At 66.5% G+C, this 25,161-nt stretch carries 23 protein-coding genes; 7 read left to right on the forward strand and 16 right to left on the reverse strand.

Going from position 1 to position 25,161, the window contains the following annotated elements; all coding sequences use genetic code 11:
• Window positions 1-67 precede the first annotated feature (67 nt).
• Window positions 68-1,876: a DUF885 domain-containing protein gene (locus tag AC6BOR_RS08885; RefSeq protein WP_498058114.1), complete on the reverse strand. Its 1,809-nt coding sequence runs from the start codon at window positions 1,874-1,876 to the stop codon at window positions 68-70.
• 295 nt (window positions 1,877-2,171) lie between these two features.
• Between AC6BOR_RS08885 and AC6BOR_RS08890 the strand changes: the two genes are divergently transcribed.
• Complete coding sequence (locus tag AC6BOR_RS08890) at window positions 2,172-2,306, forward strand: hypothetical protein (RefSeq protein ID WP_498060635.1); 135 nt, start codon at window positions 2,172-2,174, stop codon at window positions 2,304-2,306.
• Here AC6BOR_RS08890 and AC6BOR_RS08895 read toward each other — a convergent pair.
• The 4 genes from AC6BOR_RS08895 to AC6BOR_RS08910 all read right to left on the reverse strand — a co-directional run bounded on the left by AC6BOR_RS08895 (window position 2,251) and on the right by AC6BOR_RS08910 (window position 5,536).
• On the reverse strand, window positions 2,251-2,442 hold the full coding sequence (locus tag AC6BOR_RS08895; RefSeq protein ID WP_498060699.1) for a hypothetical protein: 192 nt from the start codon (window positions 2,440-2,442) through the stop codon (window positions 2,251-2,253). The two genes, AC6BOR_RS08890 and AC6BOR_RS08895, sit on opposite strands and share 56 nt — an antisense overlap.
• 155 nt (window positions 2,443-2,597) lie before the next feature.
• Window positions 2,598-3,860 carry a metal-dependent hydrolase family protein gene (locus AC6BOR_RS08900; RefSeq protein ID WP_498058115.1) on the reverse strand — a complete coding sequence of 421 codons (1,263 nt, stop codon included), beginning with the start codon at window positions 3,858-3,860 and terminating at the stop codon, window positions 2,598-2,600.
• Between the two features lie 220 nt (window positions 3,861-4,080).
• Window positions 4,081-4,506, reverse strand: coding sequence for a CoA-binding protein (locus tag AC6BOR_RS08905; RefSeq protein ID WP_498058116.1), 426 nt, complete (start codon window positions 4,504-4,506; stop codon window positions 4,081-4,083).
• 1 nt (window position 4,507) lies between these two features.
• On the reverse strand, window positions 4,508-5,536 hold the full coding sequence (locus AC6BOR_RS08910; RefSeq protein WP_498058117.1) for an Mrp/NBP35 family ATP-binding protein: 1,029 nt from the start codon (window positions 5,534-5,536) through the stop codon (window positions 4,508-4,510).
• Window positions 5,537-5,661: 125 nt separating this feature from the next.
• On the opposite strand from AC6BOR_RS08910, the gene hflK reads away from it, so the two are divergent.
• From hflK to AC6BOR_RS08925, 3 genes are all read left to right on the forward strand, one after another.
• Window positions 5,662-6,753, forward strand: coding sequence for an FtsH protease activity modulator HflK (hflK, locus tag AC6BOR_RS08915; protein WP_498058118.1), 1,092 nt, complete (start codon window positions 5,662-5,664; stop codon window positions 6,751-6,753).
• 17 nt (window positions 6,754-6,770) lie between these two features.
• Window positions 6,771-7,619, forward strand: coding sequence for a protease modulator HflC (hflC, locus tag AC6BOR_RS08920; protein ID WP_498060636.1), 849 nt, complete (start codon window positions 6,771-6,773; stop codon window positions 7,617-7,619).
• A 94-nt stretch (window positions 7,620-7,713) separates the two neighbouring features.
• Window positions 7,714-9,267 carry a Do family serine endopeptidase gene (locus tag AC6BOR_RS08925; RefSeq protein WP_498058119.1) on the forward strand — a complete coding sequence of 518 codons (1,554 nt, stop codon included), beginning with the start codon at window positions 7,714-7,716 and terminating at the stop codon, window positions 9,265-9,267.
• Between the two features lie 54 nt (window positions 9,268-9,321).
• On the opposite strand, the gene AC6BOR_RS08930 is transcribed toward AC6BOR_RS08925, so the two are convergent.
• The 7 genes from AC6BOR_RS08930 to AC6BOR_RS08960 all read right to left on the reverse strand — a co-directional run bounded on the left by AC6BOR_RS08930 (window position 9,322) and on the right by AC6BOR_RS08960 (window position 17,407).
• The gene (locus AC6BOR_RS08930) at window positions 9,322-10,476 is read right to left on the reverse strand and encodes an N-acetyltransferase (protein ID WP_498058120.1); all 1,155 of its coding nucleotides are present in this window, start codon (window positions 10,474-10,476) and stop codon (window positions 9,322-9,324) included.
• Window positions 10,477-10,517: 41 nt separating this feature from the next.
• Complete coding sequence (lptG, locus tag AC6BOR_RS08935) at window positions 10,518-11,606, reverse strand: LPS export ABC transporter permease LptG (protein ID WP_498058121.1); 1,089 nt, start codon at window positions 11,604-11,606, stop codon at window positions 10,518-10,520.
• A 5-nt stretch (window positions 11,607-11,611) separates the two neighbouring features.
• On the reverse strand, window positions 11,612-12,826 hold the full coding sequence (gene lptF / locus AC6BOR_RS08940; protein ID WP_498058122.1) for an LPS export ABC transporter permease LptF: 1,215 nt from the start codon (window positions 12,824-12,826) through the stop codon (window positions 11,612-11,614).
• 92 nt (window positions 12,827-12,918) lie between these two features.
• Window positions 12,919-14,133, reverse strand: a complete 1,215-nt coding sequence (gene spt / locus AC6BOR_RS08945; protein WP_498058123.1) for a serine palmitoyltransferase — start codon at window positions 14,131-14,133, stop codon at window positions 12,919-12,921.
• 4 nt (window positions 14,134-14,137) lie between these two features.
• The gene (locus tag AC6BOR_RS08950; protein WP_498058124.1) at window positions 14,138-14,389 is read right to left on the reverse strand and encodes an acyl carrier protein; all 252 of its coding nucleotides are present in this window, start codon (window positions 14,387-14,389) and stop codon (window positions 14,138-14,140) included.
• 264 nt (window positions 14,390-14,653) lie between these two features.
• Window positions 14,654-15,583: an NAD-dependent epimerase/dehydratase family protein gene (locus tag AC6BOR_RS08955; RefSeq protein WP_498060637.1), complete on the reverse strand. Its 930-nt coding sequence runs from the start codon at window positions 15,581-15,583 to the stop codon at window positions 14,654-14,656.
• Between the two features lie 72 nt (window positions 15,584-15,655).
• Window positions 15,656-17,407, reverse strand: coding sequence for a fatty acyl-AMP ligase (locus tag AC6BOR_RS08960; protein ID WP_498058125.1), 1,752 nt, complete (start codon window positions 17,405-17,407; stop codon window positions 15,656-15,658).
• 122 nt (window positions 17,408-17,529) lie between these two features.
• On the opposite strand from AC6BOR_RS08960, the gene AC6BOR_RS08965 reads away from it, so the two are divergent.
• Complete coding sequence (locus tag AC6BOR_RS08965; RefSeq protein ID WP_498058126.1) at window positions 17,530-18,084, forward strand: regulatory protein RecX; 555 nt, start codon at window positions 17,530-17,532, stop codon at window positions 18,082-18,084.
• Here the strand turns inward: AC6BOR_RS08965 and AC6BOR_RS08970 are convergent.
• Together AC6BOR_RS08970 and clpA are read right to left on the reverse strand one after the other, a co-directional pair.
• Complete coding sequence (locus tag AC6BOR_RS08970) at window positions 18,069-18,272, reverse strand: hypothetical protein (protein ID WP_498058127.1); 204 nt, start codon at window positions 18,270-18,272, stop codon at window positions 18,069-18,071. The two genes, AC6BOR_RS08965 and AC6BOR_RS08970, sit on opposite strands and share 16 nt — an antisense overlap.
• Before the next feature lie 77 nt (window positions 18,273-18,349).
• A complete protein-coding gene (gene clpA / locus AC6BOR_RS08975; RefSeq protein ID WP_498058128.1) occupies window positions 18,350-20,704 on the reverse strand; it encodes an ATP-dependent Clp protease ATP-binding subunit ClpA in 2,355 nt (784 codons plus the stop codon).
• A 234-nt stretch (window positions 20,705-20,938) separates the two neighbouring features.
• Here clpA and AC6BOR_RS08980 point away from each other — a divergent pair, with 234 nt between their 5' ends.
• Both AC6BOR_RS08980 and AC6BOR_RS08985 read left to right on the forward strand, forming a co-directional pair.
• Complete coding sequence (locus AC6BOR_RS08980; RefSeq protein ID WP_498058129.1) at window positions 20,939-21,664, forward strand: phosphatase PAP2 family protein; 726 nt, start codon at window positions 20,939-20,941, stop codon at window positions 21,662-21,664.
• 13 nt (window positions 21,665-21,677) lie between these two features.
• Window positions 21,678-22,445: an acid phosphatase gene (locus AC6BOR_RS08985; protein WP_498058130.1), complete on the forward strand. Its 768-nt coding sequence runs from the start codon at window positions 21,678-21,680 to the stop codon at window positions 22,443-22,445.
• Between the two features lie 57 nt (window positions 22,446-22,502).
• Here the strand turns inward: AC6BOR_RS08985 and AC6BOR_RS08990 are convergent, their stop codons facing one another.
• Entirely contained in the window at window positions 22,503-23,729 is a 1,227-nt protein-coding gene (locus tag AC6BOR_RS08990) for an acyl-CoA dehydrogenase family protein (RefSeq protein WP_498058131.1), read from the reverse strand.
• Window positions 23,730-23,750: 21 nt separating this feature from the next.
• Window positions 23,751-24,863, reverse strand: coding sequence for an acyl-CoA dehydrogenase family protein (locus AC6BOR_RS08995; RefSeq protein ID WP_498058132.1), 1,113 nt, complete (start codon window positions 24,861-24,863; stop codon window positions 23,751-23,753).
• Window positions 24,864-25,161: the final 298 nt, after the last annotated feature.

Here is a 25,161-nt window from a genome sequence, read left to right on the forward strand (position 1 = left end):
TGCGGGACCAATGCCCCTCCACCGTCCTGCGGACGGTCCCCCTCCCCAAACAAGTTTGGGGAGGAGCTTACTTGCCGCCGTTCGCCACCCAACGATCGATCTTGGCCTCCAGCACCGCCATCGGCAGCGCGCCGGTCATCAGCACCTGGGCGTGGAAGCCCTTGATGTTGAACTTCGGTCCCAGCGCGGCCTCCGCCTTGGCCCGCAGCCGGCTGATGGTGAGCTGGCCGATCTTGTAGGCCAGCGCTTGGCTCGGGATGGCGATATAGCGTTCCACCTCGGCCACGGCATCGGTGCGGCTCATGCTGCTGTTGGCCAGCATGTAATCAATGGCCTGATCGCGGCCCCAGCCCTTGGCATGGATGCCAGTATCCACCACCAGCCGCATGGCGCGCAGCATGTCGTCCTCATAACGGCCCTGCAGCTGATACGGGTCCTTGAAGAAGCCCAGCTCCGGCCCCAGGCTCTCGGCATAGAGCGCCCAGCCTTCGGCAAAGGCGGTGTTGCCGCCAAAGCGCTGGAAGGCCGGCAGCTTGTCATTCTCCTGCGCCAGGCTGATCTGGAAATGATGGCCCGGCACGGCTTCGTGGAGATAAAGCGTCTCCACGCCATAATTGCTGCGCGACGGCAGATCATAGGCGTTGAAATAGAAAATGCCCGGCCGGCTGCCATCCGGCGTGCCGCCCTGGTAGCTGCCGGCAGCATCGGTCTTTTCCCGGTGCGGCGGCACGGCACGGATTTCCAGCGGCGATTTGGGGATGGTGTCAAACAGATTGCCCACCACCGCATCGACCCGCTTGCCGGTGGCGCGGAAGGCATCGCCCATGGCCTGGGCGCTGGCAAACTTGAACTGCTTGTCAGTGCGCAGAAATTCGAAAAAGGCCTTGCGGTCACCCTGGAACCCCACCCGGGCCTTCACCTCGTCCATCCCCTTCAGGATGCGGGCCACCTCATTGAGGCCGATGTTGTGGATCTCGTCCGGGGTCAGCGCCGTGGTCGTGCTGCTGGCGACCAGATAGCGATACAACTCCGGCCCGCCGGGCATCGCGCCCAGGCCGGGCTGTTCACGGGCAACGGGCAGATATTCGGTTTTCAGGAAATCACGCAGCCGGATCAGCGCCGGGTTGACCCGTTCACCCACCATCTTGGCATAAGCCGCCTTCAGCCGGGCCTGATCCGCCGCGCCGATCCCTTCCGGGAATTTCTGCACCGGCTTCATCATGATGGAGCCATCGGTGCCGCCCGCCGTGAGGTTGTTCAGCTGATCGATGATGTTGTTCACCACCAGCTTGGGCTGCACCACGCCGGTTGCCATGCCCTGGCGGAAGCGCAGGATGGCGAGATCGAGCAGCAGCACGAACTGCTCATGCCGCTTCAGCGCGTCCTCATAATCCTTCACCGTCTTGAACGGCGCTGCGCTTTCGCCAGACTGCAACTCGGCAATGAAATTGTGGAACCCGAAGAAATGATCGATCGGCCGCGGCGCCGTGGCGGCAATCACCGCCGGGGTGAGCCCGGCCAGATCTGTCTCCCGCTGCCACTTGAACGTATCATAACTCACCTGTTCGTCGGGCGTCAGCGCCGCGCGGTCGATGGCGGTCAGCGCCTTCAGCTCATTCTCCGCCGCCCGCTTCTCTGCCGCATAGGCCGCATCGGTGATCAGTTCGCCCATCTGATCCGCCGCCGACGTGTCGCCCCGGAACAGGCGATACAGCGGGTTGCGCTTCAGATTGTCGGCATCACTCTGCGCAAACAACGCTGCCAAGCGGGCCGAGGGACTCTCCGCCGCCGCCGGGGCCACCGGGGCCGTGGTCTGGGCCAACGCCGGGGTGATGGCCAACAGGCTGGCCGCAATCAGCAGGGCAGAAACGCGCATCAGGATACTCCATCAGGACGAGAGGCGTATTGCTCCCATAAGACGCTGGGCGGTGCAGTCAATCAGGTTTGAGGCAGGAAGAAGGGGCCTCCGCCCCGGATCAAGTCCGGGGTGACGTGGGCAGGGTCGCAGACCCTGCACCCGTTTGTTTGCGGGCGGCGCTTTATGGCGGATTTGGGGTGGTTAGCAGCCCCTCCCCCGCATCGTCGCCCCGTGCTTGACACGGGGCTTGGCTTTGCTTCCAGGCATCGTCAACAATAGGCGAGCGATGGCAAAAGGCGGCTGGGTTTACATCATGGCAAACCGCTATCGCGGCGGCATGTACGTCGGCGTGACGGCCGATGTGCTGCGGCGGGTGCAGCAGCATCGCAGGCTCAAGCCGTGTCGTCGATTTTGCCAAGCACCGGCTGGTCTACGCCGAGCGCCATGATGAGATCGAGCGCGCCATAGCCCGCGAAAAGCTGTTGAAGAAATGGCGACGCGAATGGAAATTCGCCCTGATCGAGGCCGAAAACCCCGATTGGGATGATTTGTGGGACAGGTGGTTCACGCCCAGCGAGCAGCAAGAATAGCCAAGCCCCGTGTCAAGCACGGGGCGACGGGGATGTGGAACGAACGCAAAGGGAAGCAAGCGGACGCGCTTCCCACGTAGCACCCACGAAATCGAACGGGTGCAGGGTCTGCGACCCTGCCCGCCGGAGGCTCTTCTCCTCCTGCCCCTTCACTCCACCACCTTCCCCCGCGCCATCACCCAGCGTACCTGCGCCAGCTGCTTGGCGTCCACCAATGGATCGCCATCCGTGGCGATGATGTCGGCGGCTTTGCCCACCTCCAGCGTGCCGGTTTCGGCGGACAGGCCCAGCAATTCCGCCGCGTCGCTGGTGGCGCTGATCAGCACCTCGCGCGGGGTCATGCCGCCAAATTCGACCATGTCGGCGGCTTCCTGGCCGTTGCGGCCATGTTCGAACACGCCGGCATCGGTGCCGAAGGCGATGCGGGCGCCGGCGGCGCGGGCGATAATGATCTGTTTGCCGCGGCGTTCGAGAATGGCGCGCACCTTGGCTTCGACCACGGGCGTGTAGGCGCCGGTGCCGAGCCGTTCGGCGGTGGCGCGGAACGGCAGCAGGGTGGGGACCAGCCAACCGCGGTTGGCGGCGAGCGCCTTGGCGCCGGCTTCGTCGGCGAAGCTGCCATGTTCGATGGAATCGACCCCGGCGCGGGCGGCGGCTTCGATGCCGCGCGGGCCGTGGGCGTGGGCTGCGACCTTGAGGCCTAGGCTGTGGGCGGTGGTGACGATGGCGCGCATTTCATCGTCGGTGAAATGCTGATCGAGACCGCGGCCCTGCTGGCTGAGCACGCCGCCGGTGGCAGTGAACTTGATCACATCGGCACCGCGCTGGCTGGCCTCGCGCACGCGGGCGGCGCATTCGGTGGCCCCGGTGCAGGTGTTGCCCTGGTCCAGCGCATCGTTGACGGCGGGCAGGAAGCCCGAGGTGTCACCATGGCCGCCGACGATGGAGAGGGCCGGCCCGGCGGCGAGGATGCGCGGGCCGGGGAAGAGCCCGGCGTTGATGGCATCGCGCACGGCAAAGCCGGCAAGGCGGGCGCTGCCGAGGTCGCGCACGGTGGTGAAGCCGGCCTTTGCGGTGATGCGGGCGTTTTTCAGGCCATAGGCGACGGAGAGTTCCGGGCTGTCCACCGCCTCGCGCCAGAAGGGCGTGCCGGGATCGCCGGTGAGGTGGACGTGGCAATCGATGAGGCCGGGGGCGAGGGTGCGGGTGGATTGATCGATGACGGTTGCGCCGGCCGGGATGGCGGCGCTGGCCGGCTGGATGGCGGTGATGCGGCCATCGGTGACGATGATCGTGCTGGGGCCAAGGGCGGGTTTGGCAGCATCGGTGATGACGCGGGCGGCCTTTATGGCGATGGTTTCGGCGGCGGCCGGTGATGCCAGCAGCAAGGCGGCGATGAGGGTGGTGCGCATGGATGGTCCCCTATGGTTGGGGACATGGTGCGCCGGGGCCGGGGTGGCGGCCAGTTGCAATGCGGTCATCTTGGGCAGCAGAGGTGGGCCCCTCCGTCAGCCCCGGCCTTCGCCGGGGCTGCCACCTCCCCAAACGAGTTTGGGGAGGATCCGTGGCGGTGCGGGTGCGCGTGAAGACGGACGGGTCCAGGGTCCGCGACCCTGGCCGCCGGAGGCATTTCTACGTTCTCGAAATACCCAGCCGGCGCAGTTCGATTTTCGGGCAGCGGTCCATCACCACGGTCAGGCCGGCGGCTTCGGCGCGGGCGGCGGCGGCGGGATCGACCACGCCCAGTTGCGTCCAGATGGCCTTGGCGCCGGCAGCGATGGCCTCGTTCACCACATCGGCCACGAATTCGCTGCGGCGGAACACGTCGACCAGGTCGATGGGTTCGGCGATGTCGGCGAGGGTGGCGACGACGGTCTGGCCCAGGATGGTCTGGCCGGCGAGCAGCGGGTTGACCGGGATGACGTGGTAGCCATGCGCGAGGAGGACGCCCATCACCTCGTGGGCGGCGCGTTCGGGGCGGTCGCTGGCGCCGACGAGGGCGATGGTGCGGGTCTGCCGGAGCAGGGCAGCGATATCGGCATCGGCGGTGAGCGGCATGTCAGAGCCCGACGGTGATCATGACGCTGCGGGCGATCTCGTCAAACTGGGTGCCGGTCTCGCCGCTGACCGGCTGGGCGGTTTCGGACGCGCTGCGCACCGCCATCTGGAGCGGGATGCGGCCAAGGAAGGGCACGCCCATGGCCTGGGCTTCGGCTTCGGCGCCGCCGTGGCCGAACGGGTCGGAGACATGGCCGCACTGGGGGCAGCAATAGCCGGCCATGTTTTCAACGACGCCGAGCACGCGGACATTGACTTCGCCGAACATGGCGACGGCGCGGCGGGCATCGATGAGGGCGAGATCCTGCGGGGTGGAGACGATGACGGCGCCATCGGGCTTGAGCTTCTGCGCCAGGGTGAGCTGCACGTCGCCGGTGCCGGGCGGCAGATCGATGACCAGCACGTCCAATGCGCCCCAATCGCATTGTTCGACCATCTGGACGAGAGCGGAGGATGCCATCGGCCCGCGCCAGACGATGGCCTTGTTGGGATCGGTCATCATCCCCATCGACAGCGCCTTGATGCCGTGGCGGGTTTCGGGCTGCAGCCGGTCATTTTCAACGCGGGCGCGGCCGGTGATGCCAAGCAGGGTGGGCACGGAGGGGCCATAGATATCGGCGTCGAGCAGGCCCACCGCCTGGCCGGCGCGGGCCAGCGCAAAGGCGAGATTGGCGGCGACGGTGGATTTGCCCACCCCGCCCTTGCCGCTGGCCACCGCGACCAGTTTGCGGATGCCGGGCACCGTCGTTTCCTTGGGGCGGACGGCGCCATTGGGGGCAGAGGCGCGGTCGGCGGTGAGGATGATGCGGGCGGCCGATACGCCGGGCACGCGGCGGATGGCGGCTTCAACGGTGGCCTGCAGGCGTTCGGCGGCGGTCTTGTCCAGCCCATCAACGGCGAGGACCAGGCCGACCTGGCCATCATCCTTGACGACGATGCCGGCGGCGCGGCCAGTGGCGATCAGGCTGCCGCCGCCCGCCGGATCGGGCAGGCCGGCAAGCGCGGCCGAAACATCATCCTTGATCGCCATGGGGTGAATTTCCGTTCCTTATCCGCCAACAAACGCCGCATGCGCGCCGCTTGCCCTCGCAATCCCTGTTCGGGGTCGTATATAGTGGTTTCGATTGCAGTGATAAGGTCTGGAAGACGACGCCCATGCCCTGGCAGAACAACAGCGACCCATGGGGTGAAGACGGCAAGCCCGATGATGGCGAGCCGCAGCGCCCGCAGGCGAACAAGCCGGTGAACCCCTGGGGCGACGGCCCGGCGCGCAAGCCGACGCCGATCCGCGGCAGCAAGGGCAATGATTTTGACGATCTGATCCGCCGCAGCCAGGAACGGCTGCGCAGCCAGTTCGGTGGCGGCGGCGGTGGCGGCGGCCTTGATATGGGCGATGGCCGCTGGCTGATGTGGGCGGGCGGGGCGATCCTGCTGGCCTGGGTGGGCCTGACCAGCTTCTATCGGGTGGATGCGCAGGAACGCGCGGTGGTGCAGCGCTTTGGCCGCTATGTCACCTCCAACGGGCCGGGCCTGCATTTCAAGCTGCCGTGGCCGATCGACGCCGTGGAACGCCGCAAGGTGGAGCAGATCAACATCATCGACATCAGCTCCAGCGAAGGCGCCAGCGAAAATCTGATGCTGACCGGGGACCAGAATCTGATCAACCTCGCCTATGCGGTGCGCTGGAAGATCCGGAACCCGGAAAATTTCCTCTATGAACTGGCCGATCCGGAAAAGACCGTGCGCGAAGTGGCGGAAAGCGCCATGCGCGCCGAGATTGCCCGCGCTTCGCTGAACGCCGCGCTGGGGCCGCAGCGCGCCCAGATCGCCGATCAGGTGCGCGACCGCATGCAGGAGCTGCTCGACAGCTACAAGAGCGGGATCGACGTGCGCGGGGTGGACATCAAGCAGGCCGATCCGCCCGCCGCGGTGGACACCGCCTTCAAGGATGTTTCGGCCGCCCAGCAGGACGAGCAGCAATATCTCAACCGCGCCCGCACCTATGCCCAGACGGTGGTGGCCCGTGCCCAGGGCGATGCGGCGGCCTTTGATGCGGTTTATGCCCAGTATCGCCTCGCCCCCGAGGTGACGCGCAAACGCATGTATCTGGAAACCATGGAACGCGTGCTGGCCAAGGTGGACAAGACCATCGTGGATGCCCCCGGTGTCGCGCCCTATCTGCCGTTGCCCGAGGTGCGCCGCCGCGCCGTGCCTGCGCCGGCCGAAGCGCCGGCCCCGGCCCGCTGAGCCCCAGGAGAGAGATGATGGACAGCCTGATGCGCAATCCCATGCTGCTCGCCGGTGTCGGCTTTGCCGCCGTCGTGCTGGGCATGGCAAGTTTCTACACCGTGCCGGAAACCAAGCAGGCCGTGGTGCTGCGGCTGGGCAAGCCGGAGCGGATCGTGAACGAATATGATCCCAAGGCGCCCTTTGGCGAAAGCGGCGCCGGCCTCGCCATCAAGGTGCCCTTCATCGAGGATGTGCGCTTTGTCGACAAGCGCATCATGGACCTCGACATGGATGCGCAGACCGTGCTCTCCACCGATCAGCTGCGGCTGGTGGTGGACGCCTTTGCCCGGTTCCGCATCGTTGATCCACAGCGGATGGTGCAGACGGTGGGCACCGAGGACAATGCTGCCGATGCACTGAAGCGTATTCTGGCGTCGAAACTGCGCAACGAGCTGGGCAAGCAGCCCTTTGCCGCGCTGTTGTCTCCGGAACGCAGCGAGGTGATGGACGAGATCCAGGCCAGCGTGAACACCCAGGCCAAGCAATATGGCGCCGAGATCATCGATGTGCGCATCAAGCGCGCCGATCTGCCGTCGGGCGCCACGCTGGACGCGGCCTATGCCCGCATGGCCTCGGCCCGCGCGCAGGAAGCCGCCAACATCCGCGCGCAGGGACAGAAGCAGGCGCAGGTTGTGCAAGCCGAAGCCGATGCCCAGGCCGCCCGCATCTATGCCGACAGTTTCGGCAAGGATCCGGAATTCTATGCCTTTTATCGCGCCATGCAGGCCTATCGCACCACGTTCGAGGATGGCAGCGCCACGGTGGTGCTGGGCCCCAACAACGAGTTCCTGCGCGAATTCGAAGGCCGCAAGACCAATCGCTGAACGTTCAGCGCCGTTCATGAACGGTTAGGCGTGTTGTTCGCATAAGCCGGTCAACCGCCTGCCAATCAGAAAGAGACTCATGCCGAACAAGATCATGCGCAATCTGATCCCCGCCGCCCTGCTGGCCACCGGTGTGGCCGCCATCGCCGTGGCCCAGGCCCCGTCGCAACCGGTGGCCCAGAATGCGCAGGCCCCCGCCGCGGCGATCATGCCGCCCGGTGGTGCGCCGCGCAGCTTTGCCGATCTCACGGCCCGGCTGGCCCCGGCCGTCGTCAACGTCTCCACCACCCAGAAGGTTGAAATCGGCCGCAGCCGCCGCTTCCCCGGCCAGCCGTCCAACCCGCTGGAGGAATTCTTCCGCCGCTTCCAGGAACAGCAGGATGGCGGCGAGCCGGTCACGCGCGAAGCGACCAGCCTGGGATCGGGCTTCATCATCGCGCCCGATGGCTATATCGTCACCAACAACCATGTGATTTCGGCCGGTGAAGGCCGCACCCAGCCGGTGGAATCGATCACCGTCACCCTGGCAGACCGGCGCGAATACAAGGCGCGCGTGGTCGGCCGCGATCCGCTCACCGATCTGGCCGTGCTGAAGATCGAGGCAACCGGCCTGCCGTTCGTGCAGTTCGGCAACAGCCAGGCGGTGCGCGTCGGCGATTGGTCCATCGCCATCGGCAACCCGTTTGGCCTGGGCGGCACCGTGACGGCCGGCATCATCTCGGCCCTGCACCGCGACATCGGATCGGGCCAGTATGATCGCTATATCCAGACCGATGCCTCCATCAACCAGGGCAATTCGGGCGGGCCGCTGTTTGATCTCAACGGCAATGTGATCGGCATCAACACGGCGATCTTCTCGCCCACCGGCGGCAATGTCGGCCTCGGCTTTGCCATTCCCGCCGAACTGGCCAAGCCGGTGGTGGACCAGCTGAAGGCCACCGGGGCCGTCAAGCGCGGCTATCTGGGTGTGGCCATCCAGCGGCTGACCGCCGATATCGCCGATGGCCTGGGCCTGCCCAAGGACAAGGGCGAGATTGTCGCCAATGTTGAATCGAACGGCCCGGCCGGCCGCGCCGGCGTCCGCCAGGGCGACGTGATCCTGAAGGTGGCGGGCCGCGAGGTCGATTACGACAACAGCCTGTCCTACATCGTCGCCACCACCCCGATCGGCGCGACCGTGCCGATCGAGCTGCTGCGCGACGGCAAGCGCATGACGCTGAACGCCACCATCGTGCAGCGCCCGTCGGAAAGCGTGGTGGCACAGCGCGCCGGCCTGCCCGCCGATGGCGATGATGATCAACCGGCGGATGACGCCGGCAAGGCCCCAGGCATCGAAGCCGCCAAGGCCAGCCTGGGCATCACCCTGCAGCCGATCACCGCCCAACTGCGCCAGCAGCTGCGCATCGACGACAAGGTGCAGGGCGTGGTGATCGCCGGCATCAGCCCGTCGTCAGACGCAGCGGTGAAGGGCCTGCAGCGCGGCGACATCATCCTGAAGATCGGCCAGAAGCCGGTGACCAGCCCGGCGGAAGCCGCCGCCGCCGTGGACGCGGAGCGCAAGGCCGGCAAGGACACGGTGCTGATGCTGGTGCAGCGCGGCAACACCCCGCCCACCTACCGCGGCATCAAGCTGCAGCCGGTGAAGTAAGCCGGCCACACCGCCGGAAACGAGGGGGAGCGGGCGACCGCTCCCCCTTTTTCGTCAGAGCGCGTGTTCGTAGATGCGGTAGGTGCGCGTCACATGGCTGTCGATGGCGTCGGCGATGGAGCGCATCGGGCCGTTGTCGTCGAGGATCCAGCCAATCTCGCCTTCGCTGGCGCCGAATTCGGCGACGGAAGCGCGGCGGATATATTCGATCATCTGGAACGCCATCAGGCTGGCGACGCGGTGGCCCTGCAGCGATTTCCTGATGCCCATCAGCGGCACGCGCATGCGCTTCACCTTGGGCGCGCGCAGCCGCCAAAGCAACTTGGCCCAGCCGAACGGGAACAGGCTGCCGTTGAGATCGCGGGTCAGCTCGTTGATGTCGGGCAGGGTGATCATGAAGCCGACGGGCACGCCTTCATATTCGGCGATGCGCACCAGATTTTCAAAGATGATCGGTTTCAGCTTCTTGCCGACATAGGCGATCTCGTCAGGCGTCAGCGGCACGAAGCCCCAATTGTCCGACCAGGCGTCGTTCAGGATATCAAGGATCAGCGCGGCTTCCTGGTCAAATTTCGCCTTGTTCACCGGCCGCGTCACCAGCTTGGCGTTGCGTTCGGAGAAGGCGACGATGCGCTGCACCATTTCCGGAAACGGCTGGGCGATCGGCAGTGACCAGGCGTGCAGATCCTTCACGCCCTGATAGCCGCGCGCCGTCACCAGCCGCTCATAATGCGGCAGATGGTGACCCATCATCACGGTAGGCGGCCCATCAAAGCCCTGGACCAAAAGGCCCGGCTCGTCCCACACCGACAGGCTGAACGGCCCCAGCGCCCGGGTCATGCCACGGCTGCGCAGCCAATCCTCGGCCGCGCCAAACAGCGCATCGGCCACGGCCGCATCATCGATGCATTCGAACATGCCCCAATGCCCGGTGCCGGGGCCACCCCCGGGGGCTTCGGGCGCAATCACCAGCTGATCCACCTGCGCCGAAATGCGGCCGACGACCTGGCCATCCTTCAGCGCCAGCCAGAAGGCGGCTTCGGCATGGCCGAACCAGGGGTTGGTCTTGATGCCGCCAATCAGGCCGAGCATCTCGCTTTTCAGCGGCGGCACCCAATGGGGATCGTTGGCATAGAGCGTCCACGGCAGGTCAACAAAGGCCTTGCGGTCGGCCGCGCTCTCGACGCGCTTCAGGGTGATCGTGCTCATCGGGCCCTTGGTAAGCGGCAATCAAGGCAGTTTGGGGGCAATCATTCTTCGGTGCGGATCAGCACGGCTTCGCCGATCAACAGGAACAGGATGAACGGCGACCAGGCAGCCATCAGCGGCGGCACCGTGCCGAAATTGCCCATCGCCAGCATGAAATTGTCGGCCACGAAAAAGGCGAAGCCCAGCGCCATGCCGATGACTGCGCGCACGAACAATTTGCCCGACCGGGCCAGGCCAAAGGCCGCCACCGCGCCAAGGAGCGGCATCAACACGGCCGACAGCGGCCCCGAAATCTTGTGCCAGGCCGCTGCTTCCAGAACGTCGGTGGATTTGCCGGCGGCGCGTTGTTCGGCGATCTGCGGCCACAAGTCCCATAGCGGCACGAAATTGGGGTTGATGCTGGCGGTGGTGAACTGGCGCGGCACCACATCGGTGGTGAACAGCAACTGGTCACGCCGTTCCAGCCCACCGCTCGCCACATCGAACAGCCGCACCTTGTTCAGCTGCCAGCCGCCCGCCACCGGTGTCGCGCTGGCGGCCATCACCACCTGCACCAGCCGGTTGCCGCGCCGGTCATAGATGGTGACATCATCAAGCCGGGTGGCAGCACCGCGGCCGCTGACCGCTTCGGCGTGAAACAGATCATCGCCGCCGCGCACCCAGCTTTGCGTCTTGGCCGCCACCGCCGGGGGCAGCTTGCGATATTCCACCTCCTGCCAGGCCTTCAGCGTGGCGCTGGCCCGTGTGGCGATGCGTTCGTTCCAGGCGAAATTGGCCACGGCAACGCCGAGCGCCGCCAGCATCAGCGGCGCCAGGATATGGTGGGCTGACAAGCCCGCCGCCTTGAAGATCACCACCTCGCTGTTCTGGTTCAGTGTGGCCAGCGTCACCAGTGTGGCCAGCAGCACCGAAAAGGGCAGGAACAGCTGCACGATCTGCGGCGCGCGCAGGGAGACATAGACCCACAGATCGGATTCAGTGTTGCCGGCCGCTGCCAGCACCTTGCCGCTTTCCGACAACAGATCCAGCGACTGCAGGATGACGGTGAGGCCGATGATGAAGGCCGCCACCCGGATCAGGAACATCCGTGCCGTGTACCAGGCGATGGTGCGGGAGGGGAACAAGGCCATGGCGATCACCCTGCCGACAGCACATCATCGGCCCAGTTCTGGCGGCGCACCAGGCGCGCTGCCAGGCCAGTGACCAGGCCGCTGATCTTGCCGAACCAGCGATCGAGCGCGCCGATCGGCTGACCGCCCGGCCGGCACAGCACGCGGAACATCCACAGCGCCAGGCCGAGGAACAGGGCATAGGGCACCCATTGCGCCAGCACCGGATCAACCCGGCCCAGCGCGCCCATGCGCTCGCCATATTCGGTGAGCTTGTGGAAGGTGACGAGCGCGATGATCGACAGAAACACCCCCAGCGCCGAGGTGGAGCGCTTGGGCGGCACCGCCATGGCGACGGCGAGGAAGGGCAGCACGAACATGATCACGCACTGCACGACACGGCGGTGAAAGGTGGCCGCCGCGCTGCGACGCAGGTCTTGTGTGTCGCCATTCCACATGCTGCGCCACAGTTCGGGCAGGGTCGCTTCCAGATTGCCTTCGCCGCGTTTGCGGAAGGCGACCATTTCCGGCAGCGGGATCGGCACATCATGCTGGGAAAAGCTGAGCACGCGCGGGGTGGCGCCCGGCGACGGGCTGTGCACCAGCGTGCCATCGCGCAGGCGCAGCAGGATGGTTTCGGGATCATCGGTGGCGAGGAAGCTGCCGCGCGCCGCAGTGGCGGCAATCGTCTGGCCATTCTTGCTGCCGCGCACGAACAGGCCGCGCAAATCGGCGCCGCCTTCGCGCGATTCTTCCACCCGCAAGGTCATGCCGCCGCCCAGATTGGCGAATTCCCCCACCTTGATCGACGCGCCCAGCGCGCCCGAACGCAGTTCAAAGCGCAGATTTTCATAGGCATAGCGGGTGACCGGCTGCAGCCAGCCGACAATGCCGAAATTCACCACGGCAAACACGCCGGCAAAGATGAACGGCACGCGCAGCAGCCGGCCATAGGAAATGCCGACGGCCAGCAGCGAATCCAGTTCGGACGACAGCGCCAGGCGGCGAAAGGCCAGCAGCGTGCCCAGCATCACGCCAATGGGGATGCCGAGCGACAGATATTCGGGCAGCAGATTGCCCAGCATGCGCCATACCACGCTGACCGGCCCGCCTTCGTTGATGACGAAATCGAACAGGCGCAGCATGCGATCCAGCACCAGCAGCATGGCCGCCACCACCAGCGTGCCGATCAGCGGCACCAGGATCAGGCCGAACAGGTAACGATCGATGCGTTTGGTCACGCAGCTGCCCCAGGTGGTGTCTTGGTCACCGGGCGCGCGAACGACCGGGCGGCCATGCTATAGCCGCCCAGCCTTTCTGCGTCATGAAGAAATCAGGCGGGCTCGTGCAAGGCCAGATTGGCCATCTGCGCGGCCTGTTCGAACTTGCCCAGCACCGTGTCGATCTGCGCATCCGAATGCAGGGCGCAGATGGAACAGCGCAGCAGGAACACGCCGGCGGGCGTGGCGGGCGGGCGGCTCATGTTCACATAGACGCCCAGTTCGATGAGGGTGGACCACATCAGTGCCGTGGTTTCCTGATCCGGCATCAGCACCGAAACAATGGCGCTTTCCGGCGTTTCGGTGGCGAGCTTGAAGCCGCGTGCCTTCAGCCCACCGTGCAGGCGGCGGGTGGCTTCCCACAGCCGGGCGCGCTTGTCGTGCGCGGTCATCAGCTTGCGGATGGAGGTGGCGGCGCTGGCCACCACCGCGGGCGGCAGCGAGGCGGTGAAGGTGTAGGGCCGGCAGACGAGGCGCAGTATCTCGAACTTCGGGTGGTTGGAGACGCAGAAGCCGCCGACCGTGCCCACCGATTTCGAGAAGGTGCCAACGACGAAATCGACATCATCGGCGACGCCCTGTTCCTCGTACACGCCGCGGCCGTTGGGCCCGAAAAAGCCCATGCCATGCGCTTCATCGACCAGAACCATGGCGCCATGCGCCTTGGCGATGGCCACCAGCTCGGGCAGCGGCGCGATGTCGCCCAGCATCGAATAGACGCCTTCCAGCACAACCAGCTTGCCGGCTTCGGGCGGCAGGCGCTTCAGCCGCTTTTCCAGATCGGCGGCGTCGTTGTGGCGGAAGCGCACGATGTCGGCGTTGGACATCTTGCAGCCATCATAGATGGAGGCGTGGCTGTCGGCATCGAGGATGATGAAATCGCCCTTGCCGGCCAGCGTGGAGACCATGCCGAGATTGGCCTGGTAGCCGGTGGAGAACACCATGGCGTGGGACATGCCATAGAAGTCCTTAAGCGCTTCCTCGCACTCTTTGTGGGTCTGGTAGGTGCCGTTGAGCACGCGGCTGCCGGTGGTGCCGGCGCCATAATCGCGGATGGCGGCCTGGCCGGCGGCCACCACATCGGGATCGAACGTCATCCCCATATAGTTATAGGTGCCGAGCAGGATGGTGTGCTGGCCCTTGATGATGGCTTCGGTGGGCGACAGCACCTTGTCCATCACGATGCCGAACGGATCGCGGATGCCGGCCGACAGCAGCCCGGCATGTTCGGCGATCAGCGGATCAAACTTCGACAGAAGATCGGTCATGGCCTCAGCCCTTCTTCGTCACCAGGCCGTGCACGGCATCGGCCACCTGGCCGATGGTTTCCAGATCGGGCAGCATGTTCAGGGGGATGAGGATATCCCATTCGTCTTCCATGCTGGCCACCAGATCCATCACGGTCAGGCTGTCCATTTCCATGTCGCCGGCAAAGGTCGTGGTTTCGGTGAGGGCCACCTTCTTGGCATTCAGCGGCTCGATCAGTTCGATGATGCGGGCATAAACCCCGGCGCGGTCAGTCATGAAGGCTCCATCCTTGTGCGTTGCTGGCCCTTTGCCTTCACATCATGGCCAAATTGCGGAACCTTAGGCTCAGGACCTGTCAAATCCATGTCCCGGCACAGCCCGCAGCACCCCGGCACGAGTGAGGGACCGCAGCGGCGGTGGCAGCGCCACCGCCCAAGCGAAGCGAGCGCGGTGCCGGGGCGCTGCCCCGCCTGCGGCCACCCTCCTCGCCATTTGGCCGCTTCGTTCAATGACGGGACATGGATTTGACAGGTCCTTGGCCTAGAGCCAGCCGCGTGCGCGATAATCGCGCACCGTGTCGGCGAGACCGGCCGCGAGATCGATCTGCGGCTGCCAGAGGCCGGCCAGACGATCATTGCCGCCGCGCGCCACCCAATCGGGATGGGCAAGATAGCGGGCGCGATCCGGCGTCAGCTTGGGGATCAGCCGCGATGCCGCCAGCGTCATGAGCAGGCCGGCGGGGATCGGCAGTACCAGCGGCCGGCGACCGAGCGCGCCACCGATGGCGCGGGCAAAATCGGCGTGGCTGTGGCCGCCGTGGGCGCCGGCGCCATCATCGATTTCCAGGATGGTGCGGCTGGGCCCTGCATCGGCCAGCGCCAGCAAGGCACGGGCCAGATCATCGACATGGATGAGGCTGATGCGCGCCGCCGGCCCGCCGGGGGCGACGCCCAGGCCGAACCGCGCCAGCGCGAACAGATCACGCATTTCGGCATCGCCGGGGCCATAGACGCCGGGCGGGCGCACGATCACCCAGTCCCCCGCCCGCGCCTGAACCAACGCATCGCCTGCCGCCTTGGAAGCGCCATAGAGCGACAGGGCCGGTTCCCGCGCGGCGAGGCTGGAAACATGGACAAAGCGCGGCACCGCAGCGGCTGCGGCCAGCACATTGGCGTTGCCGGTGACATTGCCGGCGTGGAAACCGGCGGCATCGGGCGCGTTCACCACGCCGGCAATGTGCAGCACGGCGGCGGCACCATCGCACAGCCGGGCGAGGGCGTGCGCGTCATCCAGATCGCCCAGCACCCATTCGACACCGGGCTGCGGCGGCTGCGGCCGGCGGGCGAGGGCGCGGATAGGCCGGTTCGCCAGCGCCAGCACACGGCGGCCGACGAAGCCGGTGGCGCCGGTCAGGGCGATCAAACTCCCCTCCCGCGTGCGGGAGGGGTTGGGGGTGGGAATTGCGGTCATGTCATAGGTGGGGTGGTTGGCGATGCTGACACTGCCCACCCCCAGCCCCTCCCGCAAGCGGGAGGGGAGTCGTCAGGCCGCAACTTCAAACGGCTGAATCTCGCCCGACAGATATTGCAGCCGCGCCTTGGAGCGCGACAGCTTGCCCGACGAGGTGCGCGGCAGGGTGCGCGGCGGCACCAGTTCGACCACGCAGCTCATGCCGGTGATCGCCTTCACCTTGGTTCGGATGGCATCGCGCAGCTTGATGCGCTCGTCATTGTCGCTGGTGCGGCACTGCACCAGCACCGCCGGCGCTTCCTCGCCCGAGGGGGTGGTGATCGAAAAGGCGGCAATGTCGCCGGCCTTGAAGCCGGGCAGCTGCTCGATCGCCCATTCGATATCCTGCGGCCAGTGATTCTTGCCGTTGATGATGATCATGTCCTTGGCGCGGCCAACGATATAGATCGAACCATCCTTCATATAGGCCATGTCGCCGGTGTCGAGCCAGCCGTCGGGCGACAGCGCCGCCTCGGTGGCTTCGGGATCGCGGAAGTATCCGGCCATCACGCCCAGCCCGCGCACAAACACGCGGCCGATCTTGCGGTCCGGCAGCACACGGCCCTTCTCGTCGCGGACCTCGATCGTCATGCCCGGCACGGCCTTGCCGCAATTGACAATGGCGCGATAGCGGGTGGGCAGGCGCTGATCGGCACGGGCATCGCCGGCGGTGCCGGACAGGGTGCGCTCGTCGATCAGGTCGCACTGGATGCCGTCACCCGGCGGCATGATGGTGACGGCCAGCGTGGCTTCAGCCAGACCATAGCTGGGCAGGAAGGCACTGGCCTTGAAGCCGGCCGGCGCAAAGGCATCGACAAAGGCCTGCATCACTTCCGGGCGGATCATGTCGGCGCCGTTGCCGGCCACGCGCCAGCGCGACAGGTCATACCGCTCGGCCACCGGGATCGAATGGGAAATGCGGCGGGCGCAGATATCATAGCCAAAGGTCGGCGAATAGCTGAGCGTCGCATCCTTGTTGCGGCTGATCAGCGTGAGCCACGACAGCGGCCGGCGGGCGAAATCCTCGGTGGCGATATAATCGACCGAGAGCTGGTTCGCCATCGGCGACAGCATGCAGCCCACCAGGCCCATGTCGTGATACCAGGGCAGCCAGCTCACCACGCGGTCGCCTTCGCCCACCTTCATCATGAAGGCATGGCCGGCGAGATTGGCCAGCAGCGCCTCGTGGGTGACGGCCACGCCGTGCGGGAAGCGGGTGGAGCCCGAGGAATATTGCAGATAGGCGATGTCGGTCGGCTTGGCCTGCGGCAGCGTCACCACCGGCGCATCCGCGGCAAACCACAGCGACCAGTCGTGCGCCGCGCACTTGCCGGCGGCGGCTTCGGCCACCATCGGATAGAGACCGGTGGGGGAGAGCACCATCACCGGGTCACAGCTGTTCAGCTGCACACGGATCTGATCGACATAGGCATCGCGGCCGCCAAAGCTGGTCGGCAGCGGCAGCGGCACCGGCAGCGCGCCGGCATAGATCGCGCCGAAAAAGGCGGCGGCAAAGCCGGCCCCGGTTTCGGCGATCAGCGCAATGCGGTCACCCGGCTGCACGCCTTCAGCAATGAAGTGCATGGCGTGGCGGCGGGCATCGGCGGCCAGTTCGGCATAGGGATACACACGGACGAGATCGGCACGGGCATCGTGGAAGTTGAAGCCCTTTGCCCCAAGCGCAGCATAATCCAGCGCCTCCACCACGGTGCCGAAATCCGATTGGCGCATCGGCCGGCCATCATCGGTCGGGGTGGGGCGCAGCGTTTCAGCCGTGTCAGCCATGGTCTTCTCCCTTGCCCCCCGCCGGAATTTCGACCCAAATGGCGGGGGAAATATTCTTGTCCACGCTCCCTCTGGCACGCTGGGGCGTTCAAAATCCGGCCCGATCATGGCAGGAAAGTGGCATGACTGATGAAAGGCGCCCGCAGCCCAAGGCCCCACGCCGGGCCCCGCCGCCGCTGAACGAGGCGCAATTGCGCGAGCTGGCGCTGCATTATGCCGCCCGCTTTGCCACCACCAGAGCCCGGCTGCAGCGCTATCTGGCGCGCAAACTAAAGGAGCGCGGCTGGGCCGGCGATGCCCCGCCCGATGTGCCGGCGCTGATCAACCGGCTGGCCGCGCTGCGCTATGTCGACGATGCCGCCTATGCCGGCATGAAATCGCGCGCCATGGCGGCCCGCGGGCTGGGCCCGCGCCGGGTGGCGGCACAGCTGGCTGCCGACGGCGTGGACGTGGATGACCGTGGCGACGCGCCCGACGAGGCTGAGGCGCTGGCGGTGGCCATCGCCTTTGCCCGGCGCAAGCGGCTGGGGCCGTTCGGGCCGGCGGATGCCGACCGGGCGCAGCAGCAGAAGCAGCTGGCCGCGATGCTGCGCGCCGGCCATGGCATGGCGGTGGCGCGCCGCGTGCTGGCGGCCGGCTCAATCGATGATCTGGAGGCGGATCAGTTCAGCAGCTGACGGGCGCCGCCGGACCAGCTGATCACCAGGCCCAGCGCCTTGCCCATGATCTCGCCGGTCAGCGCAAAGCGCTGCGGGCGCGGATCGCCGGCATCTTCAAAGGCGAGGGTCAGGCGCGGTTCGGCGGCGACAATGGCGGCCGCCACCAGCATCAGCATCCCCAGCCGTTCCACCACCAGCCGCGTCATGGCCTGTCCCCGATTCGTGCTTCCGTCAGTGTCCGCTGCCGCCCATGCCGCGCGGGGCCTGAGCGGCAGATGAACGGTCAGGCCTCTTCCGTTGGCGCCGGCAGCGCCTTGGGCGCTTTCCTAGCCTTCAGCTTCTTGATCGCCGGCACGATCTCGAACGACAGATCATCGTCCTTCACGTGCACGCGCACCTCGCCGCCGTTGACCAGCTTGCCGAACAGCAATTCCTCGGCCAGCGGCTGCTTGATCTTCTCCTGGATCAGGCGGCCCATCGGCCGGGCACCATAGAGCCGGTCATAACCGCGCTGGATCAACCAGGCCTTGGCCTCTTCGGTCAGGCTGATGTGCACTTCACGGTCGGCCAGCTGCAGCTCCAGGCCCAGCACGAACTTGTCGATCACCATGGCAACCACGGCCGGAGGGAGATAGCCGAACGGCACGGTGGCATCGAGGCGGTTGCGGAATTCCGGGCTGAACAGCTTCTTGATCGCTTCCTCGTCCTCACCCACGCGGGTGGTGGCGCCAAAGCCGATGCCTTCGCGCGCCATGTCGGCGGCCCCGGCATTGGTGGTCATGATCAGGATGATGTTGCGGAAATCCACCGTCTTGCCGTGGTGATCGGTCAGCTTGCCGTTGTCCATCACCTGCAGCAGGATGTTGAACAGATCGGGGTGGGCCTTCTCGATCTCGTCCAGCAGCAGCACCGAATGCGGCTGCTGATCGACCGCATCGGTCAAGAGGCCGCCCTGATCAAAGCCGACATAGCCCGGAGGCGCCCCGATCAGCCGGCTGACCGAATGGCGCTCCATATATTCCGACATGTCGAAGCGGGTGAGCGGAATGCCCAGGATGGTCGCCAGCTGCTTGGCCACCTCGGTCTTGCCGACGCCGGTCGGGCCGGAGAAGAGATAGCAGCCGATCGGCTTGTTGGGTTCGCGAAGCCCGGCGCGGGCCAGCTTGATGGCGCTGGCCAGCTTCTCGATGGCGGCATCCTGGCCGAACACCACGCGCTTCAGATCGGCTTCCAGCGTGGCGAGCTGGGCCTTGTCGTCGGTCGAAACGCTCTTCGGCGGGATGCGGGCCATGGTGGCGATCACCGCCTCCACCTCCTTCACGCCGATGGTCTTCTTGCGCTTGTGTTCGGGCAGCAGCATCTGGCTGGCACCGGTCTCGTCGATCACGTCGATGGCCTTGTCGGGCAGCTTGCGATCGTTGATGTAGCGCGCCGAAAGCTCCACCGCCGCCTTGATGGCATCGGGGGTGTATTTCAGCTTGTGATGCTCTTCATAGGACGGGCGCAGACCCATCAGGATCTTCACCGTGTCCTCGATGGTCGGCTCGTTCACGTCGATCTTCTGGAACCGGCGCAGCAGGGCACGGTCCTTCTCGAAATGATTGCGGAATTCCTTGTAGGTGGTCGAACCGATGCAGCGGATCGCGCCGGATGACAGCGCCGGCTTCAACAGGTTCGATGCATCCATGGCGCCGCCGCTGGTGGCGCCGGCACCGATCACCGTGTGGATTTCATCGATGAACAGCACCGCATCGGGCAGCTTTTCCAGTTCGGACACGACATTCTTCAGCCGCTCCTCGAAATCGCCGCGATAGCGGGTGCCCGCCAGCAGCGCGCCCATGTCGAGGCTGTAGATTACCGCGGGCTTCAGCACATCGGGCACCTGGCCCTCGATGATCTTGCGGGCCAGGCCTTCGGCAATCGCGGTCTTGCCCACGCCCGGATCCCCCACATAGAGCGGGTTGTTCTTGGTGCGCCGGCACAGGATCTGGATGGTGCGGTCCACCTCGGCGCTGCGACCGATCAGCGGATCGACCTTGCCGTTCTTCGCCTTCTCGTTGAGGTTGACGGTGAACTGCTTGAGGGCGCTTTCGCTGCCCTTCTTCTCGGTCTTCTCTGCCTTGGCCGGCTTTTCCTCCGGCTCGTCCTTCTCGGCACCGCCGCCAGCCGCGCCCTTGGGCGGCTTGGCTTCGGACTGGCCGGACTTGGCGATGCCATGGCTGATGAAGCTGACGGCATCGAGGCGCGTCATGTCCTGCTGCTGCAGGAAGAAGACGGCATGGCTCTCGCGTTCGGAAAACAGCGCGACCAGCACATTGGCGCCGGTCACTTCCTCGCGGCCAGACGATTGCACGTGCAGGATCGCCCGCTGCACCACGCGCTGAAATCCGGCGGTGGGCGACGGATCGATGCTGGCATCGGCCTTCAGCGCGGTCAGCTCGGTGTCGAGATAGCGGATCAGCTGGCTCTGCAGCTCTTCCAGATCAACATTGCAGGCCTTCATCACCTGGGCGGCGTGCGTGTCGGTGGTGAGCGCCAGCAACAGATGTTCCAGCGTGGCATATTCGTGCGTCCGGCGGGCAGCTTCGGCCAGAGCGTTGTGGAGGGTCTTCTCCAATTCCCGTGTGAACGAGGGCATCAAATTCTCCGGGGCGCTGTTTCGGGGGGAAAGCAGCGCCGTTGCCGGCCCGGCCAGATGTCGGGCCTTGATCCCAATGTCTGCCCGGGGCGGCCAAACATCAAGGGGCAAACGGCCCAGCTGGCCGCTTTTATAGCTGTGGCATGGCGGCACAGGCGACGGCGCGGGCCGGATGGCGGTTTTTTCTGGCCAGACAGCCGCCAGCGCAGGCAAGATGCCGGCATGGGGACAAGAATGATCGCGCGATCCGTCATGCTGGCCGCGGCGCTGCTGGCCATGCCGGCCGTTGGCCAGGGCCTGGTGCAAAAGGGGGCGGCCCCCTATCTGGCGCCGCCGGCCAGCAACGCCGTCCTGAAGGCCGTGCCGCCGCCGCCGGCACCGGGCAGCGCCGCCGACCGGGAGGATCGCGCCGCCTATGCCGCCGCCGCCAGCGGCATCGGCAGCCGCGACTGGCAGCGCGCCAAGGCGCAACGCTCCTTGAACCTGCCCGGTTACCGCCAGCAGCTGAGCTGCGCCTTTGGCCGCCAGATCGATCCCAAGCTGACGCCGCACCTGTTCGCGCTGCTCACCCGCAGCGCCCAGGATGCCCGCCGCGCCGTCAACGCCGCCAAGGACAAGTTCAGCCGCCCGCGCCCCTTCACCACCGATGGTGGGGAGGCCTGCGACCTGGCCGGCAACCCGGATTTTGCCTATCCATCGGGCCATGCCACCACATCGGCGCTATGGGCGCTGGTGCTGGCCGATGTCGCCCCCGCCCGGGCATCCGAACTCGATGGTTTTGCCCGCGAAACCGGCCAGCTGCGCGTGGCCTGCCGGGTGCACTGGCCGTCTGACGTGGCGGCGGGCCGCAGCCTGGCCCAGCTGCTCCATCGCCAGATTGCCAGCACCCCGGCCTATCGCGCCGATCTGGCCCGGGCCCGCACCGAACTGGCCAGCGCGCCACCGGCCTTTTACTGCTGATGAAAGGGATATCATGCGCCTGATCCTGCCCCTGCTGCTCACCGCCAGCGCCGCTGCCGCCCAGCCCGCGCCGCCGTTGCCGCCACCAATCAGCGTCAGTGTCGGGCCGGCCGGCTATGTCGAACGCATGCAGCCGCTCAGCATGCTGCGCCTGTTGCCGCCACCGCCCGTCGCCGGCAGCAGCGAGGCCAAGGCGGATCAATTCGTCTATCGCCAGAGCCGCAAGGGCATCGGCGGCCCCGATTGGCAGCGCGCCATCGGCCAGCTGAGCGTGACGAGCCCGAGTTTCGTCAAGGAAATCAGCTGCGCGCTGGGGGCGCAATTGTCGGCCGAAACCACGCCGGCCACCATGGCCCTGCTGCGCCGCGCCGGCACCGATCTGGGCCGCGCCGTGTTCGCCGCCAAGGATTATTACAAGCGCCCGCGCCCGTTCACCACCGATGGCGGCAAGGCCTGTGACCCTGATCATGCCAAGGATGGCGGCAAGCCCCTCGGCTTTGCCTATCCGTCCGGCCATGCCGCGGTGGGCTGGCTGTGGGGCCTGATCCTGTCGGACGCGCGGCCATCACGCAGCGCCGAGATCCTGAAATTCGGCAAGGCGACCGGCGATCTGCGCATCGCCTGCCGGGTGCACTGGGCGTCGGACGTGGTGGGCGGGCGGCTGATGGCCACCGCGCTCTACCAGCGCATCGAGGACACGCCGGCCTACAAGGCCGATCTGGAAAAGGCCCGCGCCGAATTGAGCCTGGCCCCGGTGCCGGAAGGCTGCCCGGCGACCTGACAGCAAAAGGGGCGCCGTCCGGCTGGCCAGCGCCCCAATTTGTCCCGCCTGTGGCGGTTATGCCGTCACCGCCTGGTTGAACGGCGTGTCCTTATCCGGCCGCATGTCGCCGGGCAGGCCCAGCACGCGTTCCGCGATGATGTTCCTCAGGATTTCGTCCGTCCCGCCGGCAATGCGCAGACCGGCCGAACCGAGATAGCTGCCCTGCAGCTTGGCCAGTTCCGGATCGGCGTCCGCCCCGGCAACGAAGCCATCGCCGCCCGACAGATCGAGGGCGAAGCTGGCCAGATCCTGCATGGTCTTGGCCACCACTACCTTGGAGATGGACTGTTCCGGCCCCGGCACCTGGCCCTTGGACAGCGCCGAAAGCGCGCGCATCTGGGTCAGCTTGATGCCCTGGTCGTTGATATAGGTCTGGGCGATCTTCTGGCGCACATCGCTGGCGGCAATCGCCGGGTTGCCATCGGGGGCATCCACACCGCGCGCCAGCTTCATCAGCGTTTCATAGCCGGGCGCATAGCGCGGCTTGCCGCCAACGGCGAGACGCTCGTGCATCAGCGTGGTCAGCGCCACCTTCCAGCCATCGCCGACAGCGCCGAGCCGGTGCGAATCATGGACCCGCACGCCGTCGAAGAACACCTCGTTGAAATCGCTGCCGCCCGACATCTGCTTGATGCCCTTCACCGTCACCCCCGGCGCCTTCATGTTCACGATGAACATGGTCAGGCCCTTGTGCTTGGGCATGCTGGGATCGGTGCGGGTCACAACGATGCCGAAATCGCTGGCGTGGGCAAAGCTGGTCCACACCTTCTGGCCATCGATCACCCATTCATCGCCATCGCGCACCGCCTTGGTGCGGATGCCGGCAAGGTCAGACCCGGCGGCCGGTTCGGAAAACAGCTGGCACCACACCTCCTCGCCCAGCAGCGCTTTCGGCACATAACGCTGGATCACCTCGGGCTGGCCGTGGGTGAAGACGGTGGGGATGCACATGCCAAGGCCAATGGAATAGAGGCCCTGCGGCACGTGCCAGCGGCTTTCCTCCTGGCCATAGATGATGCTGTGCATGGGCGTCAGGCCCTGGCCGCCGAACATCTTGGGCCAGGTGATGCCGGTATATCCGGCGGCGTGCTTCTTGGCCTGCCAGGCCTTCGAACGCGCGATGAATTCGGGCAGTTTCCAGCTTTCGGCCGGCGGCTCCCGATACTCGGCGGCGTTCGCTTCCAGCCAGGCGCGCACCGTGGCGCGATATTCGGCTTCCTGTGGGGTGTCGTTGAAATCCATCTTGCCTCTCCCCTGTTCCAATCACGCGGCCGCGCGGTTGCGCTGTTCCAGCGCGCGCACCAACCGTTCCGCCCACCAGCCGCGCGGGCCCAGCGCGGCCACCAGCGCCCGGTTGCGGCGGTAATAAAACTGGCAATCGCTTTCCCAGGTGAACCCGATGCCGCCGTGCAGCTGCACATTCTCCTCGGCACAATAGGCCAGCGCATCGAGGCTGGCGACGCGCGCCGCTGCCGCAGCCTGGCGCAATTCGGCGCCGTTGGTGCCGATCATGGCCAGGCCATGCAGGGCATGGGCGCGGGCCAGTTCCAGTTTGATATACATGTCGGCGCACTTGTGCTTCACCGCCTGATAGCGGCCGATCTTCTGGCCAAAGGCAACGCGGGTCTTGGCATAATCCACCGTCATTGCCATCGCCGCGCCGGCGGTGCCGATGGCTTCATAGGCCAGGATCACCGCCGCGCGGTCGAGCCAGTCCTGATAATCGCCGGCCGTGCCCAGCGCCTCGGCCGGGGTGGCGTTCAGCGTCAGCCGGCCATGGCGGCGGACGAGATCAACCGTTTCCACCGCCGCGGTGTCGGCGCCCTTCAGATCGACAATGTAGAGCTGCGGGCCATCCGCGCCAGCTGCCACCACGATGGCGACATGGGCAACGGCCAGATCGGCGACCGGCTGCTTCACGCCGGACAGCTTGCCGCCCCCCCCTGAACCCTTGAGTGCCTCGGTCCGCACATTGGCCGGGTTCACCGCGCCGGGCTCGCTCCACGCCACGCAGGCGATGGTCTCGCCGCTGGCGATGCCAGGCAGCCATTTGGCCTGCTGTGCCTCGGTGCCGGCCAGCACCAGCGCTTCGGTGGCGAGCAGGGTGGACACGAGCGGCACATGCGCCAGGCTGCCGCCGGCGGCTTCGGCCAGCTGGGCGACTTCCTCGACGGACAGGCCGAGGCCACCATGGGCTTCCGGCACGCGCGCCGCCGTCCAGCCCAGCTCGCTGATCTCCTTCCACAGCGCAGCGTCCATGGCCGGCGCATCGGCCGCCATCGCCTTGCGCGCCGGGCCGGTGCCGGCCTTTTCGGCGAGCAGCTTCTTCGCCTGTTCGCCCAGTTCCTTGGCTTCGTCGGAAAAATCGAAGTTCACGGGTCCACTCCCCAGGTCATGACGCGGCGCAGATTACGCGCGCGTCAGCCCCCGGCAACCTGTCGCTTTTGATTTGGGCTAGGCCGTGAACGCATAAATATCACCCCCCGTGATGGCCCGGAGAAGCCAAATCGGCATTGGCGGGCGGCGCGGGCGGGGCAGCGCCCCCCGGCAAGCCGACTGACGACGTTGATTTGGCTTCTCCGGGCCACCGCAGGCGGGCTTTTCAGCCCCGATGCAGCGCTCGCTGCGCTTGTGCGGTAGCTTTGGCTACCGCCGCTGCGCTTGCTCACTCGCC

Source organism: Sandarakinorhabdus sp. FBCC-B8862 (assembly GCF_059745315.1).